Annotated in this window: 11 protein-coding genes; 10 read left to right on the top strand and 1 reads right to left on the bottom strand. The window is 65.3% G+C overall.

Annotation, left to right across the window (positions count from 1 at the left end; genetic code table 11):
- Positions 1–6: 6 nt before the first annotated feature.
- The gene (locus tag JMY28_RS29280; RefSeq protein ID WP_201699406.1) at positions 7–2,112 is read right to left on the bottom strand and encodes an alpha/beta fold hydrolase; all 2,106 of its coding nucleotides are present in this window, start codon (positions 2,110–2,112) and stop codon (positions 7–9) included.
- Positions 2,113–2,321: 209 nt separating this feature from the next.
- On the opposite strand from JMY28_RS29280, the gene JMY28_RS29275 reads away from it, so the two are divergent.
- From JMY28_RS29275 to JMY28_RS29230, 10 genes are all read left to right on the top strand, one after another.
- Positions 2,322–3,959, top strand: a complete 1,638-nt coding sequence (locus JMY28_RS29275) for an MFS transporter (protein WP_201699405.1) — start codon at positions 2,322–2,324, stop codon at positions 3,957–3,959.
- 367 nt (positions 3,960–4,326) lie between these two features.
- Positions 4,327–4,755 (top strand): cellulose biosynthesis protein BcsD, encoded by a 429-nt coding sequence (bcsD, locus tag JMY28_RS29270; RefSeq protein WP_201699404.1) that lies wholly within the window; start codon positions 4,327–4,329, stop codon positions 4,753–4,755.
- Between the two features lie 97 nt (positions 4,756–4,852).
- Positions 4,853–5,293, top strand: a complete 441-nt coding sequence (bcsR, locus tag JMY28_RS29265) for a BcsR/BcsP family cellulose biosynthesis protein (RefSeq protein WP_201699403.1) — start codon at positions 4,853–4,855, stop codon at positions 5,291–5,293.
- A 17-nt stretch (positions 5,294–5,310) separates the two neighbouring features.
- Positions 5,311–7,536, top strand: coding sequence for a UDP-forming cellulose synthase catalytic subunit (gene bcsA, locus JMY28_RS29260; protein ID WP_201699402.1), 2,226 nt, complete (start codon positions 5,311–5,313; stop codon positions 7,534–7,536).
- The gene (bcsB, locus tag JMY28_RS29255; RefSeq protein ID WP_201699401.1) at positions 7,533–9,932 is read left to right on the top strand and encodes a cellulose biosynthesis cyclic di-GMP-binding regulatory protein BcsB; all 2,400 of its coding nucleotides are present in this window, start codon (positions 7,533–7,535) and stop codon (positions 9,930–9,932) included. The genes bcsA and bcsB (JMY28_RS29255) overlap by 4 nt, the downstream gene beginning before the upstream one ends.
- Entirely contained in the window at positions 9,925–12,324 is a 2,400-nt protein-coding gene (gene bcsB / locus JMY28_RS29250) for a cellulose biosynthesis cyclic di-GMP-binding regulatory protein BcsB (protein ID WP_201699400.1), read from the top strand. Before bcsB (JMY28_RS29255) ends, bcsB (JMY28_RS29250) begins: the two co-directional genes overlap by 8 nt.
- A 13-nt stretch (positions 12,325–12,337) precedes the next feature.
- A complete protein-coding gene (locus JMY28_RS29245) occupies positions 12,338–16,384 on the top strand; it encodes a cellulose biosynthesis protein BcsC (RefSeq protein WP_201699399.1) in 4,047 nt (1,348 codons plus the stop codon).
- Positions 16,385–16,429: 45 nt separating this feature from the next.
- Entirely contained in the window at positions 16,430–16,597 is a 168-nt protein-coding gene (locus JMY28_RS29240) for a hypothetical protein (RefSeq protein ID WP_201699398.1), read from the top strand.
- A 41-nt stretch (positions 16,598–16,638) separates the two neighbouring features.
- The gene (locus JMY28_RS29235) at positions 16,639–17,304 is read left to right on the top strand and encodes an SGNH/GDSL hydrolase family protein (RefSeq protein WP_236597098.1); all 666 of its coding nucleotides are present in this window, start codon (positions 16,639–16,641) and stop codon (positions 17,302–17,304) included.
- On the top strand, positions 17,301–17,999 hold the full coding sequence (locus tag JMY28_RS29230; protein ID WP_236597097.1) for a cell division protein FtsQ: 699 nt from the start codon (positions 17,301–17,303) through the stop codon (positions 17,997–17,999). Before JMY28_RS29235 ends, JMY28_RS29230 begins: the two co-directional genes overlap by 4 nt.
- Positions 18,000–18,003: the final 4 nt, after the last annotated feature.

Here is an 18,003-nt window from a genome sequence, read left to right as displayed (position 1 = left end):
GCCGGTTCAATTGGCGCGTAGACGTGCGCAAGCGCCATCCGGTGCGCCATGGTTATCAAACACCTCAATATCCTCGTGCAGAATGCGCCGGATTTCAAAAATCGCCTCAGGGGTTTCCTGAACGCTATGTCCAGAAACGATCACCTTTTCGGAGAGCGCGCCGTCGAGGTGCGCGCTACGGTAGGGGACGACCCCATCGTCGGAATCCTCGAGCGGGCCTGTCTCACGGCGCCTCGCAATAATCGAGTGAAAGCACACATTCGGGCTGATCGGCAGTCGTGAAGTCGACTGAATGATTGGATTTGTCTCCCGCAACTGCTCAATGCTGTTGGGAATCGGGATGGTCTTTCCCGCCCTCTGGGTGCTATCCGCGTTGGTCGCGGTCTGCAGCATCTCGTCGAACTCCTTTAACAGCGCAAGTGGCAAGCGCACCAGGTTTGCGACCCATCGGGAAAGGCGGTTGCTCGCGAACGGCGTGCCGCGGTGTGGCGCGGCGATGAAGATTGCGCGCTCGACCTGTGTCATCGGCGTAAAGCGCAGCAGGCGATTGAGCCGCTCATCGTCGCGAACGATGTCGATTCCTTCGGGCAGGTAGTTGTCCTTGACGGTTACCCATAGCACATCGTCGGAAGATGACACGAGCAGTCGGGCGAGCACGCCGCCCATGCTGTGCCCAATCAGTACCATGCCGTTCGAAGCGGGCAGCGTGCCTGCGGGATCGAAATGCGCGAGCGTCAGTTGCACCGCCTGGCGTATTCTCGCGAGGTTCACGAGAATGGGCACGTTAGTCGGGTAGTAGACCTGCCAGACCTGGAAATGCTCGCGAAGCATTTCGTCGCCCTGAATGTCGTTGGCGACGTTGACCCATGCCTCGGGACTGCTGGCCAATCCGTGCAGCATCAGAACAATGCGCCGGTCCGGGTCGAAGGGTTGCATCATGTAAATACGTGGACGATCGATTCCCCTCGTGCGGCCGAGCAGCGAACGCAAGGACTGCCTGGCAAAACCGGAGCGGGCAAGCCAGATGCCGTAGCCCGCGCTGAAGTTGGCCGCGAGCGGCACGGTCTGGCCATTCAGCTCTACGCGCTCTACGCGATACGGATCGTAGGCGGAGAAGATCACGTTGTGCGAATCGAGCACTTGCTCGAGCGTGCCCTCGCCAAACGCCATCAGTGCGGTGACGTTCGGCGAAGGCATTTCATTGAACGGAAGCGAGCCGGGTCCGAACCAGATGGTGGCGGCTGCGTTCGAATTCGCATTGCCTTCGGCGGGTGTCGCGCTGCTTGTCGTGCCGCTTGTCGCGCTGTTTTCCGCGCTGTTCTCCGTTTCGCTGGCTGGGTCGGGCGCGGCGGCTTGCGTGACCGCAACCAGTTCCGCGCCGAGACCGTCGCGGCGATAGGTATTGCGCAGTCCCGCGAATGACAGCCCCGCGGCCGGAATGACTTCGCTGAGTTCGCGTACGCCCTCGGGCAGCCGGACTTCTCTCAGGTCGATATGAATGGTCCAGCCGGCTATCGACTGCTTTTCCGGATCGCGGTCGCTGTTCGTTTCATGCGCGCCGCGCAAGAACAGCGCGGCGGCAAGCTCCTGGACCGCATAGTTGTAGTAGTCGCGAACCTGTGTCTGGCGATCCTCGAATGCCCGTTCGCCAGCCGTGCGTTGACCGAAGAACAGAAAGGCGTACGCGTATCGCGCTGTCTTGAGCCACGAATCGAATTGAGCGTCGCTCCAGGGGGTGCCGGCGGGCGGCATTTGCGCAAGCGCCATCTGGAGCGATAACTCGGCGAGGCTGGCGAGGCGCTGGTCGGTATTGAGTCCGCCGACGCTTGCGATCGTGTCGATACACGCTTGCGGCGCGCTCTGGCACGAACCTTCGTCCAGGGCCGCAACGCGCAACGTGGCCTGTGTCGCCGCGCTCAGCTGGCCGGTCGAGAGAATATCTCCGCGACGCATGGCAAAGTACTGCTGCGGGCCGAGCGAGTTCACCCGCACCATCGCGCAGCCGGATAGCAGCACGGCGACGAAAAGGGCCAACACACGGGTCAACACACGGGCCACTACATCGGCCGACACCGGGCAACGCGACATGTGTGATGAGTAAGGGCGCGTCATGAAGGATCCAGGCCATTCGCGCGGGCGCGCAAGCGTGCGGCGAAATGGGGGACGGCGCAGCGCTGCGGCCAGCAGACGGATATATACCAGCCTGATCTGGATTGCGTGCGCACGGTGATCCGCGGCGCAAAGGTATGCGCTCGCCGGGGTTGACTGGCGCCGCTGGCATAAACAGACTCTAGTCACCATCGATCCACACGGGAGCGAACTTGGCCAACCCGGATCTTGTTGAAAGCGAGCCGAAGGGCGCGCACGTCGTCGCTGCGCAGGCGAGCCCGTGCGACGAGCTCGTTATCCGCACGCAGCCCACCACAATCGACCGTCCGTGCCGGCGCAAGCGTCTCGCGCTCGCTGCGACGATTCTGGGATCGAGCATGGCGTTCATCGACGGCTCCGTCGTCAATGTCGCGCTGCCTTCCATTCAGAGCGAACTCGGTGCGAGCGTCGCGGCGATGCAATGGGTCGTCAACGCGTATCTCCTCTTTCTCGGTTCCCTCGTGCTGGTCGGCGGGTCGATGGGGGACAAGCTTGGCCGCCGCACGGTGTTTATCGCGGGCATCGCGCTTTTCACGCTGGCGTCGGCCGCTTGCGGCCTGGCGCCGAATGCGGCTGCACTGATCGCCGCGCGCGCGGTGCAAGGTATCGGCGCGGCACTGCTCGTACCCAGCAGTCTCGCGATCATTGGCGCCGTGTTCGACGACGAAGCGCGCGGACGGGCAATCGGCACCTGGGCGGGCTTTGGCGCGATCACCTCGGCGGTGGGACCCGTGGCGGGCGGCTGGCTCGTCGATGCGTTTTCGTGGCGCGCGATCTTTTTCCTGAACGTCCCGCTTGCCGCGATAACGATCGCGTTCGCCATTTCGTCGGTGCCCAACAGCCACAGGCCCGATGCGCCCGGGCAGCTCGACTGGCCCGGCTCGCTGGCCGCGGCAGGGGGACTCGCCGCGCTCACGTTCGGCCTGACTCAGGCCTCCGCGCGAGGCTTTCAGCATCCGCTCGTATTGGGCGCGATTGGTGTCGGCGTAGTCGTGCTCGCCGCATTCGTGATGATCGAAGCACGCAGCGCCAGCCCCATGATGCCGCTCGATGTGTTCCGCTCGCGCGATTTCACCGGCGCGAATCTCGTCACGCTGCTGCTTTACTTCGGGCTCGGCGGCGCATTCTTCTTCCTGCCGTTCACGCTGATCCGCGCGCATGGCTACACGGCGACCGAAGCGGGCGCGGCGCTACTGCCGGTGCCTGTCATTATCGGTTTGCTATCGCGCTTCACCGGCGGATTGACGAGCCGCTTCGGCTCACGCGCGTTGCTGAGCGTTGGGCCGTGCGTTGCCGGAATCGGGTTCACGCTATTGGCATTGCCGTTCGTGCGCGGCGGTTATTGGACCGGATTCTTCCCTGCGCTCGCGGTGCTTGGGCTCGGGATGACGATCACCGTCGCGCCGCTCACCACGACCGTGATGGGCTCGGTGTCGAGCGAGCGCACGGGCGTCGCCTCCGGTATCAACAATGCCGTTGCGCGCGTGGCGAGCCTGCTGGCGGTTGCGGTGCTTGGCATCGTGTTCGTGTGGTCGCATCACGCAGCGCTAGCGGCGCGCCTCGACGCGCTGCACATCCCGCAGAACGCGCGCGAGACGGGACAGTTGCTGGAGCCTGACGAGCGAGGTGCAATGACATCGGGCGACGCCCATGGGCAGAACGAGATGTTGATGGCACGCGCGCAAGCGGACGCCATGATCGACGCGCTGCGTGCAGTCGCCGCTGTGTCCGCCGCGTGTGCGTTTGCTGGAGCCGGGATAGCAGCGGTAGCCATCCAGCCACGGAAACGCACTGCAAACGTTTGTACCTAAAAGATTTCGGAGAATTACACTTCGGCGCGAAAAAATGAAAGCAACCGAATTCATGTTTCGTACTCGGGGAAACCGAAACGAACAACTGCGCCGTTAAATTTGCGTGCCCCTTTTTACGCGCAAACGTTTTCGCATTTTATTTGTCGCGCAGGCGTGACAAATTGAGCGATGCAGGCAAATTAAAAAATAAACACGGCGAAAATAATACGTATAATCCGCCGCGCGCGTCAGTCGATCCGACGTTCTTCCAGAGTCACCTGCAAGGATTGCCTGCGCTTCACGCCGGTCACCGCCCGAATGGTGACCAGGTCGCTTCTGCAAGTTCTGTTGACCCTATGCGCCTCCTTTCCGGGCGCATGCATATGTGATGAATTCCATGCCAGCACCGCAATGGCGTCCGTTCGTGTCGTTCCTCACGCGAGAGTTGACGCAGAACCTGACGCCCAGGTTTTTGAACCAGCTCATGCGTGCCGCGGGCGGCGAATTCGCCCGTCAATATGGGCTTGCCGAGGCAGGCACCGTGGCCGCGATGCGGGAGGCCATGAATCAGGTTTGGGGCGAGCTGGACTGGGGCCAGGTCGAGATACGGGAGGCTCAGGACTGGCTGGTGCTCACGCACTATCACGCGCCGCTCAAGGCCGTATTCGGCGCGGAGAACGTGGCTTGGGCCGGGGCTTTCCTTGAGGGGGCCTATGAAGCATGGATGCACCAGTTGGGTGCCGATTCGCAGTTGCGAATGACCACGGCAGGTCCTGCGGATGCGTCGGGAACGATGGTTTTCCTGTTTGGTAAGTAAAGATCGGCAGATCGGCAGGTCAGTAAAAAAACACAAAACGTGCTGCGCGCAACATGCGCTTTGGTAGACAGCACAACGAATACTACGGGGTCGGGGCATGAGCAGTGCATCAGACATTGCGAATCTTTTCGAGGTAGTGGACACAAGCCCTTCGCAGTACCAGGAAGTGGAAAGGGCGGAGCAGATGCAAGGTCTGCGTGGGCGGTGGTCAACGCTGAACGTGGCGGAGCCGGACCCCGTTGTGCCCGCGCCAGTGGCGTTGGCGCAGGGCGACGCCGCCGATTCGGCCGATGTTCACGATACGACTGTTTCGTTTCCCGACGCGGTCGAGTCGCAGCCGCCGATTGCGTGCTCCATTCCCGCTGTCGCTTCAGAACCTCCCCCGGTTGAGCAGGCCGCAGCCGAGCAGCCTGTCGTTCAATCCACACCCGAGCCTGTCGTCGCTGTGCAGCAGTCTGCCGCGCTGAGCAGTGTGTTTGCGCGCCTCATGGAACGCAATGAGCCTCGCGGCGACGTCGCGCAACGCGGGGCGCCATGATCCTCAAACGGAAATCGATGCAACCGCGACGACCACCCGCCGGTGCAGGGCAAAGTGACGATGCCGGAGACTGGGACGACAAACTGCTGGAAGCGGGGGCGTCGCTTCTTGCGTCGCGCTGGTCGCGCGTGCTCGTGACGCTGGCCGCCGTGCTGTTGTTCGTGTCGGCCATGACGGTCCACCTGGCGCTGTCGAAGCAGTGGGTGTTCGCCATCCTTTGCATGGGCGTGGCGATCGCGCTGAGCCGCATTCGCGGCCGCGTCCTCACAGTGTCGCTAGTGGCGTTGTCGGTGTTCATGTCGTTGCGCTACCTGTACTGGCGAGTGACGCAGACGCTGTCCTTCACCAACTCGCTGGACAGGACCTTCGGGTATCTGCTGCTGCTGGCCGAAGGCTACGCGGTGCTCATGCTGTTGTGCAGCTACTTCCAGACGCTTTGGCCGCTGCATCGCCGGCCTGCGCCGCTGCCGGCCGATACCTCGGCCTGGCCCACGGTGGACGTGTACATCCCCACCTACAACGAACCGCTCGACGTGGTGCGGCAGTCGGTGCTGGCCGCGACGCTGCTCGACTGGCCGGCCGACAAGTTGCGCGTCTACCTGCTCGACGACGGCCGTCGTGACGAGTTCCGGGCATTCTGCGAGCAGGCAGGCGTGGACTATCTGACGCGTCCCGACAACACGCATGCCAAAGCGGGCAACCTCAACGCAGCGCTGGCGAAGACGAACGGCGAGTACATCGCGGTGTTCGACTGCGATCACGTCACCACGCGCTCGTTTCTGCAGATCTGCATGGGCTGGTTCCTGAAAGATCCGAAGATGGCGATGGTGCAGACGCCGCACGTGTTCTATTCGCCCGATCCGTTCGAGCGCAACCTCGAAACCTACCGGAAGGTCCCCAACGAGGGCGACCTGTTCTATGGCGTGCTGCAAAACGGCAACGATCTCTGGAACGCCGCGTTTTTCTGCGGTTCCTGCGCGGTGCTGCGACGCTCCGCGCTCGAAGATGTGGGCGGTGTGGCGACCGAAAGCGTCACGGAAGACGCGCTGACCGCGCTCAAGATGAGCATGAAGGGCTACAACACGGGCTACCTCGCCATTCCCCAGGCGGCGGGTCTGGCCACCGAGAGCCTGGGCCGGCACATCGGTCAACGGATTCGCTGGGCGCGTGGCATGGCGGAAATCTTCCGCCAGTTCAACCCGCTGTTGATCTCGGGGCTGACGCTGCCGCAGCGGCTGTGCTACCTGAGCGCGATGATGCACTTCTTTTTCGGCTTGCCGCGCATCGTGTTCCTGATCACACCCATGGCCTATCTGTTCTTCGGCGCGCATGTCTTTCATGCGTCGGCGCTGATGGTGCTGGCCTATGTCGTACCGCATCTCGTGATTTCGAGCATCGGCGCTTCGCGCATTCAAGGACGCTTTCGCCATTCGTTCTGGAGCGAGGTCTACGAAACGGTGCTGGCGTGGTACGTGATCGTGCCCGCGCTCCAGGCCGTGCTGTTTCCAGGCAGCAGAGGCTTCAACGTGACGTCCAAGGGCGGCGTGATCCGGCAGTCCTTCCTGGATTGGGCGATGGCGCGGCCCTATATCGGCCTGCTGCTCATCAACCTCGCCGGGTTTGCGGTGGGGGTGGCCGGATTGATCCGTAGCCCCGGCTGGCCCGAGGCGATGAGTATTTTGTTCAACCTGGTCTGGGTGATCTACAACGTCATGAACCTGAGCGCGGCGGCAGGCGTGGCGACCGAGTCGAGACAGCTGCGCCTCACGCCGCGCGTGCAGATCGAGTTGCCGGCCGCCCTCCGTCTGGCCGACGGGCGTCGCGTCGTCTGCCAGACCAGCGACTATTCGCACGGCGGCCTGGGCCTGGTGCTGCCCGAGGACGCGCCGCTGCCGCAGCGCGGCGAGCGCGTCGTGGTCTCGGTGTTTCGCGACGACTACGAAGGCAAGTTCCCAGCCGAGGTCCAGGTGTGCCGCGGCCGTACCGTGGGCGTGAGTTTCCCGGCGCTGACGATCGATCAGGAACGCAACCTGATGCGCGTGACATTCTCGCGCGCCGATAGCTGGATTGCCTCCTGGGGCCGCTATCGTCCCGACCGGCCGTTGCGCAGCCTGATCGAGGTGCTCGGTGTCGGCATGCGGGGGCTGAAGGAGTTGTTCCGCCATCTATTGCTGGGCGGACGCGAGCGTCTCGCACGTTCGGCCGAAACGCAGGCGAGCGAGTTGGGATCGAAGCAATCGTGAGTTACGCCAATTTGTCGCCTTTGCGCGCTCTTGCGCGCACGCGCCGGTTGGCGCCGCTGTGGGGTTCAGTGCTCGCCGTGCTCGCACTCGGCGCCAACGTTGCGCTGGCCGCGAGTGTGCCCATCGCGCCCATCGTGCCCGGCGCATCGGCGCCGACGTTCGCCTCGCAGGCCGTTACGGCTGAGGAGCCGGCATCCGCTGCCGCAGCGCAAGCCACTACCGACTCTGCCGACACCTATACCTACCGCATCCCGCTACTGCGGCAAAACGCTGCGCAGGGGCTGACCTTGCTCGGCGAGGACGCCTATGGCGGCATGGACTTCGGTTTGCGCCGCGACGAGCGCGTGGTCAGCGCACGGCTCGTACTCGACTACCGCTATTCGCCCACGTTGGTCCCCACGCTCTCGCACCTCAATGTGCTTCTCAACAGCGTGGTGGGGGCGACGATTGCGTTGCCCGAGCCTGCGCCGCGCACATCGACGCAAGTGACGGTGGATCTGCCGGTGTCGCTGCTCACCGAGTTCAACCATCTCAACCTCGAGTTGATTGCTCACAGCAAGGCCAGCGATCAGGGTAATGATCCACTGAGTCCCGACCTGTGGCTGAAGGCCAGCCCGCAGAGCGCGCTCGAACTGACCGTGGCGCCGGCAGCGCTCTCTAGCGACCTGTCGCAACTGCCCGCACCGTTCTTCGACGCGCGCGATGTGCGCAGGGTGAACCTGCCCATCGTGCTGCCGCGCACGCCGGGAACTGGGCGCCTCGAATCCGCGGGGATTGTCGCCTCGTGGCTGGGCGCGCAGGCGGGTTATCGCGGCTCGCACTTTTCCGCAAATCTCGGCGCGCTGCCCGCGCATGGACATGCCGTCGTGCTGGCGTTGCGCGACGAGCTGCCGGGCCTGGGCTTTGCCCCGCCCGCGATGGACGGCCCGATCGGTCCGACGCTGGCGATCGTGTCCAACCCCAACGACCCTAAGGGCAAGTTGCTCCTGGTCACGGGCCGCGACGAGCCGCAACTGCGCACGGCGGCGATGGCGCTGGTGCTGGGCGCGAAGACGCTTGCCGGCGCTCAGGTCCGCATCGACGGCCCGGTTGCCGTGGCGCCGCGCAAGCCTTTCGACGCACCGAACTGGCTGCCGGGCGACCGCCCGGTGGAGCTGCGCGAGCTGCTGTCAGCGGACCGGTTCACGATCCAGGGTTTCCGGCCCGGCGCGATCAATGTTGATCTGCGCCTGCCGCCGGGCCTGTTCGGTTTCAACAACGCCGGCGCGGTGCTGAATCTGCGTTATCGGTATACAGCGCGCCCGGAGTCCCGGCATTCGGAGCTGCACGTGCTGGCGGGCAACACGCCGATAGCGGCCTTGCCGCTGCCCGGTGACGCGTCGGACGGCCATGCCGTGATTCGTATTCCTACGTATCTGCTGCCGCCGTTGACGACGCTGCAATTCGACTATCACTACGAGGCCGTCAAGACAAAGGAGCATTGGCAGGATGTGCCTGGCGGCCCGCTGCTGAGCGCCATCGATCCGACTTCGACGATCGACATTTCGCAGTTGTCGCGTTATACGGCCATGCCGGATCTGGGCGCTTTCGCCAACGCGGGCTTTCCGTTCACGCGCCTGTCCGACCTGTCCGAAACCGCTGTGATCCTGCCCACAGAGCCGGCCGCGGACGACTATTCCGCGTATCTGACGCTGATGGCCAGCATGGGCCAGGCCACCGGTTATCCGGTGCTGGGCGTGACGGTGGGTTATCCGGCTCAGGTCGAGACTCAGGTCGAAACGCTGCGTCACAAGGACCTGCTCGTGCTGGCTTCGGGCGAGAACCAGCCCTTGTTGAAAGCCTGGCGCGATGATCTGCCACGTGGCTTCTTCGGTCCGGTCACATCGTCGGGCAACGGGCTCGCCGGGTGGTGGGACAAGCTGACCGGTGGCCACGCACAAGCGCAGCGCGACGCGGACATCGCCGCGCTATATCGCAGCGATGACCATGACGGCATGGTGGCCGGACTCGAATCGCCGCTGGCGCGTGGCCGCAGCGTGGTGGTGGTGGCGGGCAATACGCCGGGCGGCCTCTCGGTAGCCGTGGACGCGCTGCAAGCCAGCGCGTATCGCATCGACAACCCGATCGGCGGCAGCCTCATGGTCGTGCACGACGGCATCCTCACGACACTGAACAAGGAGCAGAGCTATTTCATCGGCTCCTTGCCGCTGCGGCTCTCGGTCGAGTGGTTCTTCGCGAACCATATCGTGCTGCTGCTCGCGGCGACGCTGCTCAGCGTCGTGCTCATCGGTCTGCTCGGCGGCGTGCTCCTGCATCGGCGCGCCCTGAACCGCCTGGACCTGGACATTCCCCAGACATCGCAACGTGAAGAAGGACGACGAGGTTCTCATGCTTAAAAGACGGCCTGACTTTTCCCGGGCGCGCCTCGCGCGTTGCATGATCGCGCAGCCGGCGCTGCTGCTCGGGTGTGCCTGTGTCTCGGCATCGGTGGCCCAGGCCGCGCAACCCGTCGCGGGCAACGCGAGTATCGCGAACCTCGTGGTCAATCATGCGGCGGCGCAGCCTGCTCCCGCCACGGCCGCTCCGTCCGCCGGAGCGCCGACTTCGACCGTGACCTATACGTTGCAGCAACTGGGCGCGCAATACGCGCTCAACCTGCGCGGCGTCGATGGCAGCAATACCGTGCCGGTCGGCGTGCGCGACGACCAGGTCGTGAGCGGCGCGCGCCTGAATCTGCGCTTTGCCTATTCGCCGGCGCTGTTGCCCGATCTTTCACACATCAACGTGCTGGTCAACGACCAGGTGGCCGCCTCCATCGCGGTGCCGAAGGACACGGCAGGCGCGAGCCTGCAGCGCACGATCGCGCTGCCGCCGTACCTGTTTACTTCGAGCAGCAAGTTGCGTCTGCAACTGATCGGCCACTACACCACGCAGTGCGAAGACCCGTTGCATTCGAGCCTGTGGGCGAACATCAGCAACGAGAGCACGCTGAGCATCGACACGCAGCCGCTGCCGCAGTCCAACGATCTGGCGCGCCTGCCGAAGCCGTTCTTCGACGGCCAGGATATCCGCCGGCTGGACCTGCCGGTCGTATTCGCCGGCAATCCCGATGCGGCCGCGCTGGAGGCGGCCGGCGCCGTGTCGTCGTGGTTCGGCGCATTGGCGAGCTACCGCGGCGCGGACTTCCCGGTGTCGATCTCCACCGCGCCCGCGCAGGGCAACGCGGTCGTGATCGTCGAAGGCACGGAACAGGCCACGCTCGCCGGTGCGCCGCTGCAAGGCCCGACGCTCGCCATCGTCAGCAACCCGAACGATCCCAACGGCAAGCTGCTGCTCGTCATGGGCCGTGACGGCAAGGAACTCAAGCAGGCGGCCGATGCGCTGGTCACGGGTAGCCAGACGCTCTCGGGCCCGAGCGCGCTCATCACGCATTTCGCCGATCTCGCGCCGCGCAAGCCTTACGACGCCCCGCGCTGGCTGCGCACCGATCGTGCTGTGTCGTTTGGTGAACTGATCGACACCAAACAGTTGAGCGTGTCGGGCTACAGTCCCGACCTTATCCGCGTCAATACGCGCGTGCCGCCCGACCTGTTCGGCTGGCATGCGCCCAACGTGCCGATCGACCTGCATTACCGCTACACGCCGCAGCCGTATATGGTCAATTCGTCGCTGTTGTTCAGCGTCAGCGACCAGTTCATGAAGTCGATTCCGCTGTTGCCGCTCGAGCGTCTTGAGGGCGGCGACAAGCTGCGCGCCGAAGTGCTGCCCGACAGCAGCCTGCCGCGTCAGGCGAAACTGGAAGTGCCGCTTCAGACACTCCAGCAGCCGAACGCTCAGCTGCAGTTCCGCTACATGTACGACTACGTCAAGCAGGGCGAGTGCCGCGACATCATCATCGACAACGTGCGCGGCGCGATCGATCCCGTCTCGACGATCGATCTGTCGGGGTATCCGCACTACATCGCGATGCCGAATCTGGCCGCGTTCGCCGAGGCGGGTTTCCCGTTTACGCGCATGGCCGACCTGTCCGGCACGGACGTCGTGCTGGGCGCCAATGCGGGCGTGCAGGAATACAGCACCTATCTGGCCGTGATGGGCCGCATGGGCGATTCGACCGGCTATCCGGCGCGCGGCGTCACCGTGCTGCGCGGGCAGCGTATCGACGCCATGCCGCCGGCCAAGGATCTGCTCGTGATCGCCTCCGGCGCCGATCAGGCCTGGCTCAAGGACTGGGCGCCATACATGCCCGCCGCCTATGACCGCGGCGCGCAGTTCTCGCTCTCCGATCTGCCGGGCCGCGTGCGCGGCTGGTTCCATGCCAACCCGCGCCTGGACGCCGCGCCGGGCCGCTTGTCGGTGGCCTGGACGGGGCCGGGCGTGAGCGCCGTACTGGCGGGTTTCGAGTCGCCGAAGGAGGCGGGCCGCAGCGTGGTGATGCTGGTCAGCAATCAGCCCGAAGGCCTGAAGGATGCGGTCTCGGCGCTGCTGGGCGTGCCGGGCTACGACCGGCAGCCCATCCAGGGCAGCCTCGTGTCCATTCGCGGCCAGGAAATCGATTCGCTCGCGGGCGAGCACACCTATTACGTCGGGCATCTGGGTCTCTGGCGCGGCCTCGACTGGTGGCTGGCGTCGTTCGGCCTGTCGCTCGAGGCGGTGCTCAAGGCGCTGGGCGCAGTCGCGCTCGTAGCGGGCGCAGCGGGCCTCTTTGTCTTCTTGCGGCGCCGTCAGGCCCGGCGCGACGCCGAAGCCCGCGCGCGGCTGCAGGTCGAGCAGCACGTGCAATCTTGATCAGGGATCGTTCATGTTAGTCAGCCGCAGCCAGGCCTGCATTCTGGGTTTTTTGCTCACCTCGGTCAGCCACACCGTGTGGGCACAGGACGCCACTTCCAGAATGCTACTGGAGCAGGGCCGCTATTGGCAGTCGCACGACAAGCCCGATCTGGCCGCACAGGCGTGGTCGAAACTGCTGATGGCCGATCCTAAGCAGCCCGAAGGACTCTACGGCATGGGTTTGATTGCCGTCGGCAAGCGGCAGTTTTCGGTGGCCAACGATTACCTCGTCAAGCTGCGTGCGGCCGCGCCCGACAGCCGCCTCGTGCCCTTGCTCGAACAGGACTTGCGCCTGGCGGTCGAGCCGGCGAGGTCCACGCTCGCCAAGGCGCGCCTGATGGCGCAGGACGCCGTCAACCAGAACGACCCGAAAGCGCTGTCGGCCGCTATCGCACTCTACGACAAGGCGTTGGGCGGCAAGGTGCCGCAAGGCACCGTGGCGCGCGAGTACTACTACTATCTGGGTTATACGGAGGGCGGCATCGATGCGGCCGTTCAGGGCCTCACGCGCCTGAGCGCCGAGATGCCCAACGACCCCTACGTCCTGTTGTGGCTGGCGCTGCATCAGGTGCGCGACGAACGCGATCGCGCAGCGGGCGTCGCGTTGCTGGAAAAGCTGGCGGCGCGTCCCGATATCGGCGGCGCCGCGACTGACGTCTGGCGCTCCGTGCTGACCTGGGTGACGCCTACACCGCAAAACCGCGGGTGGTACGAAGACTATCTGAAGCTGCATCCCGACGACGACGAAATCCGTCATCAGATGCTCTCGTCGCGCCCGTCAGGCTCGCCCGGCGCCACTGCCGCGCCGGTCATGGACCCGCGCCTGACGCGCGGTTTCGCCGCGTTCAAGGCGGGCGACATCACCACGGCCGAGCAATCTTTCACCGCGGTGCTGCGCGACAAACCCGACGACACCAACGCACTGGGCGGCCTGGGTCTGGTGCGCATGCAGCAGGGCGATCTGGGGCAGGCGCAGTCGCTGCTATCGCGTGCAGTGGCGCGCCGCGGTGCGGCGGCGAACTGGAGCAAGGCGCTCAATTCCGCGCGCTACTGGCAACTGGTCAATCAGGCCGAAAGCGCACAGAGCGCGGGCGACTACGCCAGCGCGCGGCGCGAACTCGACCAGGCGCTGCGGCTCGATCCCGTCGAGCCGGGTGGGCGCAACGCGTCGGCGCGCCTGTATGCGGCGCAGGGCGATCTGGGCCGTGCCGAAAAGGCTTATCGGGACGTGCTGGTAAGTATGCCGAACAATGCCGAGGCGGTCAGCGGGCTCATCGATATCCTCGCCCAGACGGGCCGCGCCGACGAAGCGCAGAAGTGGGTCGACGGCATGTCGCCCGAGCAGCAGGCCGGCATCGGCGGACTGGAGCGCCTGCGAGCCGCCGTCGCTTCGGGCCGTGCGGACGCCGCCGAACAGCGCGGCGATGTGGACGCGGCGCGCCGCATCCTCGTGGACGCGCAGCGCGCCGATTCCGGCAATCCGTGGCTGCGTCTGGCACTGGCGCGCTATGAGTTGCAGCAGGGCCATGCCGACACCGCGCGGGAACTCGTCGACGGTCTGCTTGCCTCGAACCCCGACAATCCCGACGCGCTTTACGCCAGCGCGCTGCTGGCGATGCAGATGAGCGACTGGACGCGTGCGCAGGACACGATGGCGCGCATCCCTGCCGCCGCGCGCACGCCGAACATGGTGGCCACGGCGCAGCAGATCGATTTCCAGGCCGTGGCGGCGCAAGCCTCGCAACTGGCGCGCGACGGCAATCTGGACGACGCGCGCAACATGCTGGCGCGGCTCGAACCGGCGGCGGGCAAGGACCCGGTGAGGGTGAGCGCGCTGGCCTCGGCCTATGTCGATGCGGGGAATCTGCCGCGCGCGATGGGCCTGATGCACGGGCTGATGCCCAACGGCCTGAAGGGCAGCGGCCCCGATGTGCAACTGGCCTATGCGACCTTGCTGCTCAAGACCGGCCAGAACATCCAGGCCCAGGTCGCGATGCGCGAAATGCAGACCGAAAGTCTGACTGCGGACCAGCGCCGTCAACTGGACGACTTGAACTACCTCTACGCTGTGCGCCTCGCCGACCAGCAACGCCAGCAAGGCGACCTGGCGCAGGCCTACGACACGTTGGCGCCGATCCTCGCGAAGCGGCCCAACGACAGCCTGGCGACGGCCGCGCTCGCGCGCATGTATGCCGCCGACAGCCAGTACGAGCAAGCACTCGCGCTCTATCAGAAAGCGCTCGCCAATGATCCCGACAATCCGGGCCTGCAATTGGGCGTAGCGATGGCGGCGGTGCAGGCCGGCAAGAACGGCGTCGCGGATACGGCGTTGAAACAGGCTGTCGCGAAGGCGCCGGACGATCCCGACGTGCTGGCGGGCGCCGCACGCATTTACGTGATGCAGGGCAAGACCCGCGAGGCGCAGGCGCTGCTGGAAACGGCCATTGCCGCGAAGGAAAAGCGCCTGGGCGTGCAGGCGCAGGACGGCCATGTGCCGGGCAACCCCTTTGTCCACGACGACGATACGCATCGTCGCGCAGCGCGGCAGACGCGCCAGGCGAGCGCGAATGCTGTTGCCACGCAGGGTACGGCCGCCGTCGCGACCGACGGTGCCGATGCCAACATCGCGAGCGCTTCGGCGAGTTCCGCATCGACCATGACAGCGTCGTCCTCGACGGGATCCACCACGGCGCTCGCGCGCTCGCCGTCCCGGGCGGCCACATTGCCGACGGTGGCGGGCACGCCGATCGGCGCGCAGGCGCCGCAGGACGCGGCGGCCGCGAGCGCGCCTCAGGACGGCTCCATCTCGCTCGACGACATGCGCAGCGAACTCGACGACATCCGTTCGCAGCGCTCACCGGAAATCCGCGGTGGCCTGTTCGTCACGTCGAACAACAGCACGGGTGGCACATCGCAGTTGACGGGCGTGCAAGCGCCCACGGAAGTCCTGCTTCCGGTCGGCAACGGCAAGCTCTCGCTGCGCGCGACGCCAGTCGAGCTCGATAACGGCACGCTCGGCACCTCTGCCTACAGCAGCAGCCAGTTCGGCGGCGGCCCAGAGGCGGCCCTGGCACAGGCAGACGGCAAGGTTGCCGCGCCCGCTTCGCAGACCGCGCGTGGCGTCGGCCTGGGCGTGGGCTATGAGACCCGCAACTGGACAGCTGATATTGGCACGACGCCTTTGGGCTTCCAGTACACCAATGTCGTTGGCGGCGCGACGTTCAAGAGCGCCATCGATGCGGCGCAGGGTGGCTGGTTCAATGCGGGCGTCTCGCGCCGTGCCGTGACCGACAGCATCACGTCGTTCGCAGGCACGAGCGATGCACGCTCGGGCTTGAGCTGGGGCGGCGTTACGGCCACGGGACTGCATGGTGCGATCGGCCTCGACAATCAGGACTACGGTGTCTACGGCTACGGTTCCGTGAAGTATCTGGACGGCCATAACGTCCAGTCCAACGAGGGCGCCGAGGTGGGCGCGGGCGTGTACTGGTACTTGCATCGCACGGCCAACAGCATGCTGACCGCGGGCCTGAACTTGAGCGGCGAGTTCTATCGCCACAACGAAAACAACTTCACCTACGGTAACGGCGGCTATTTCAGCCCACAGCGTTTCTATGCGTTCACGTTGCCGGTCACGTGGGCGCAGCGCTCGGACCACTGGACCTACAAGCTGCAGGGCGCAGCAGGTTTGCAGTACTACCATCAATCCGCCGCGCCGTATTTCCCGACCGACGGCACGTTGCAATCGGCTGCCGTGACGGCGGCATCGTCGCTCGGATTGACCGACGGCGCGATCCATCCCGCGCAGTCGTCGACCGGCATCGGCTACAACCTGCTCGCTACCGCCGAGTACCGCTTTAGCAACCATCTGAGCGCCGGGGCCTCCGTGGGCGCCAACAACTCGTCCAGCTACCGGCAGTGGGTCGCGGGCCTCTACGTGCGCTTTAGCTTCGCGCCGCAGACGAAGGCGCTGGACATGCCGGTCATGCCTTACCAGTCGCAGTACAGCGATCAATAGCGTGATTGTATGGACAGCGAACGTTTTTTCAGTGGTGACGGATTCATGCCTGCTTCAGTACACGCCGGTCCCGGCATCCTCATGACCGGCGCTCGCCATCTGAGCGCGCCGGGCTATCTCTTCGACACACTGCACGGCCAGCGGGTCGCTGCGGCGTGGCGCGCGCGCATGCCTGTGCGCCCGCGTTTGTCGATGTTCCTGGCCTTTTCCTAATTCATATTCGCAATCCGGTCGCGCCGGATCAGGAGTTTCGTGTGGCAGCTACAGCATCCGTTTTGTTGGGACTTTCCGTGCTGGTCATCGGCGAAAGCCATCTGAGCTTGAACAGCCATCTGCGCGAGCCGCTCGTGCAAAGCCTGCAGGCGCAGGGCGCCGCGCACGTGCATGTGGTGGGCGCATGCGGCGCGAGCCCGGCGCGCTGGCTCAAGAGCACGCCCGTCGATTGCGGCGCCGATCAGGTGGACAAGCGTCCGGCCACGGTGCTGGGCAAAGAGGCGCATACGACGCCTATCGCCGACCTGATCCACGCCGACAAACCCGATCTGGTGGTGGTGGTCGAAGGCGACACCATGGGTTCGTACGACAAGCCGGCCTTTCCCAAGGCGTGGGCGTGGCAGGAAGTCACGAGCTTGACCAAGGCCATCGCCGATACGCATACGGCGTGCGTCTGGGTCGGGCCGGGCTGGGGCGGCCACAGCGGGCAATACGCCAAGGGCGATGACCGGGTCAGGGAATTGTCCGCGTTCCTCGCGAACAACGTCGCGCCTTGCACGTATATCGATTCCACAACCTTCGCCAAACCCGGACAGTGGCAGACGCTCGACGGCGAGCACTACACGCAGGTCGGCTATGCCGCGTGGAGCAAGGCTATCGTCAACGCCATGGCGAATGCGCCCTCGGTTCAGGGTCTGAAAAAATGATGAAAAATCGCTTCTCCCGCCTGTTTCTGTCCGGCCTCGCGTTGTCCGCCTGCGGTTTGCCCGTGCAGCGAGCCGCGGCCGCGGATATCCTGTTGTACCCGACCGGGCCCGCGCAGGATTCGTCATTCGTGCGTTTCGTCGATGGTGGTTCACACCCGGTCAATGTGACCGCGGCCGGGTCGAAAGCGCGCCTGTCGCTCGACGCCGCGAACCCGGCCAGCCAGTTCTTTCCGATTGCCGCCGGCAAACCGGTGGCCGGCACGTTGACGACCGGTGGCACGCACCACGATGTGTCGGCGATGGTGCAGCCCGGCGAGTTCGTCAGCATCGTCGCGCTCGATGGGGCGGATAAAGCCGCAGGCTCGCACGCCGTGACGGTGCGCGAAAAACCGGACGATTTCAACGCACTCAAGGCCTCGGTGGGCTTTTACAACCTCGATGCGCGGTGCGCCACGCCCTCGCTGAAAGTGCCGGGCCGCGACATCGTGCTGCTCGATGGCGTGGCCGCGGGGCAGAGCAAGCGTCGCCAGGTCAACCCAGTCGCGCTGTCGGTGCAACTGGCGTGCGGCGGCCAGCCCGTGGGCCAGCCGGTGAGTCTGGGCACGCTCGTGGCGGGACAGCGCTATACGGTGTTCCTCGTGCCGGCCGGAGCACAGTCGCGCATCTTCTTCGCGAACGACGCGGTGAGCCGCTAAAACG

The sequence above is a fragment of the Paraburkholderia hiiakae genome, from assembly GCF_904848665.1.
GTDB classification, from domain to species: Bacteria; Pseudomonadota; Gammaproteobacteria; order Burkholderiales; family Burkholderiaceae; genus Paraburkholderia; species Paraburkholderia hiiakae.
The sequence above is the reverse complement of the archived record's forward strand: the minus strand, read 5'-3'. Positions and strand labels throughout refer to the sequence as shown.

Coding starts and splice junctions, on each gene's coding strand:
- JMY28_RS29280 (WP_201699406.1), bottom strand. CDS start 2,112: ATGACGCGCCCTTACTCATCACACATGTCGCGTTGCCCGGTGTCGGCC.
- bcsD (WP_201699404.1), top strand. CDS start 4,327: ATGAATTCCATGCCAGCACCGCAATGGCGTCCGTTCGTGTCGTTCCTC.
- bcsR (WP_201699403.1), top strand. CDS start 4,853: ATGAGCAGTGCATCAGACATTGCGAATCTTTTCGAGGTAGTGGACACA.
- bcsA (WP_201699402.1), top strand. CDS start 5,311: ATGCAACCGCGACGACCACCCGCCGGTGCAGGGCAAAGTGACGATGCC.
- bcsB (WP_201699400.1), top strand. CDS start 9,925: ATGCTTAAAAGACGGCCTGACTTTTCCCGGGCGCGCCTCGCGCGTTGC.
- JMY28_RS29245 (WP_201699399.1), top strand. CDS start 12,338: ATGTTAGTCAGCCGCAGCCAGGCCTGCATTCTGGGTTTTTTGCTCACC.
- JMY28_RS29240 (WP_201699398.1), top strand. CDS start 16,430: ATGCCTGCTTCAGTACACGCCGGTCCCGGCATCCTCATGACCGGCGCT.
- JMY28_RS29230 (WP_236597097.1), top strand. CDS start 17,301: ATGATGAAAAATCGCTTCTCCCGCCTGTTTCTGTCCGGCCTCGCGTTG.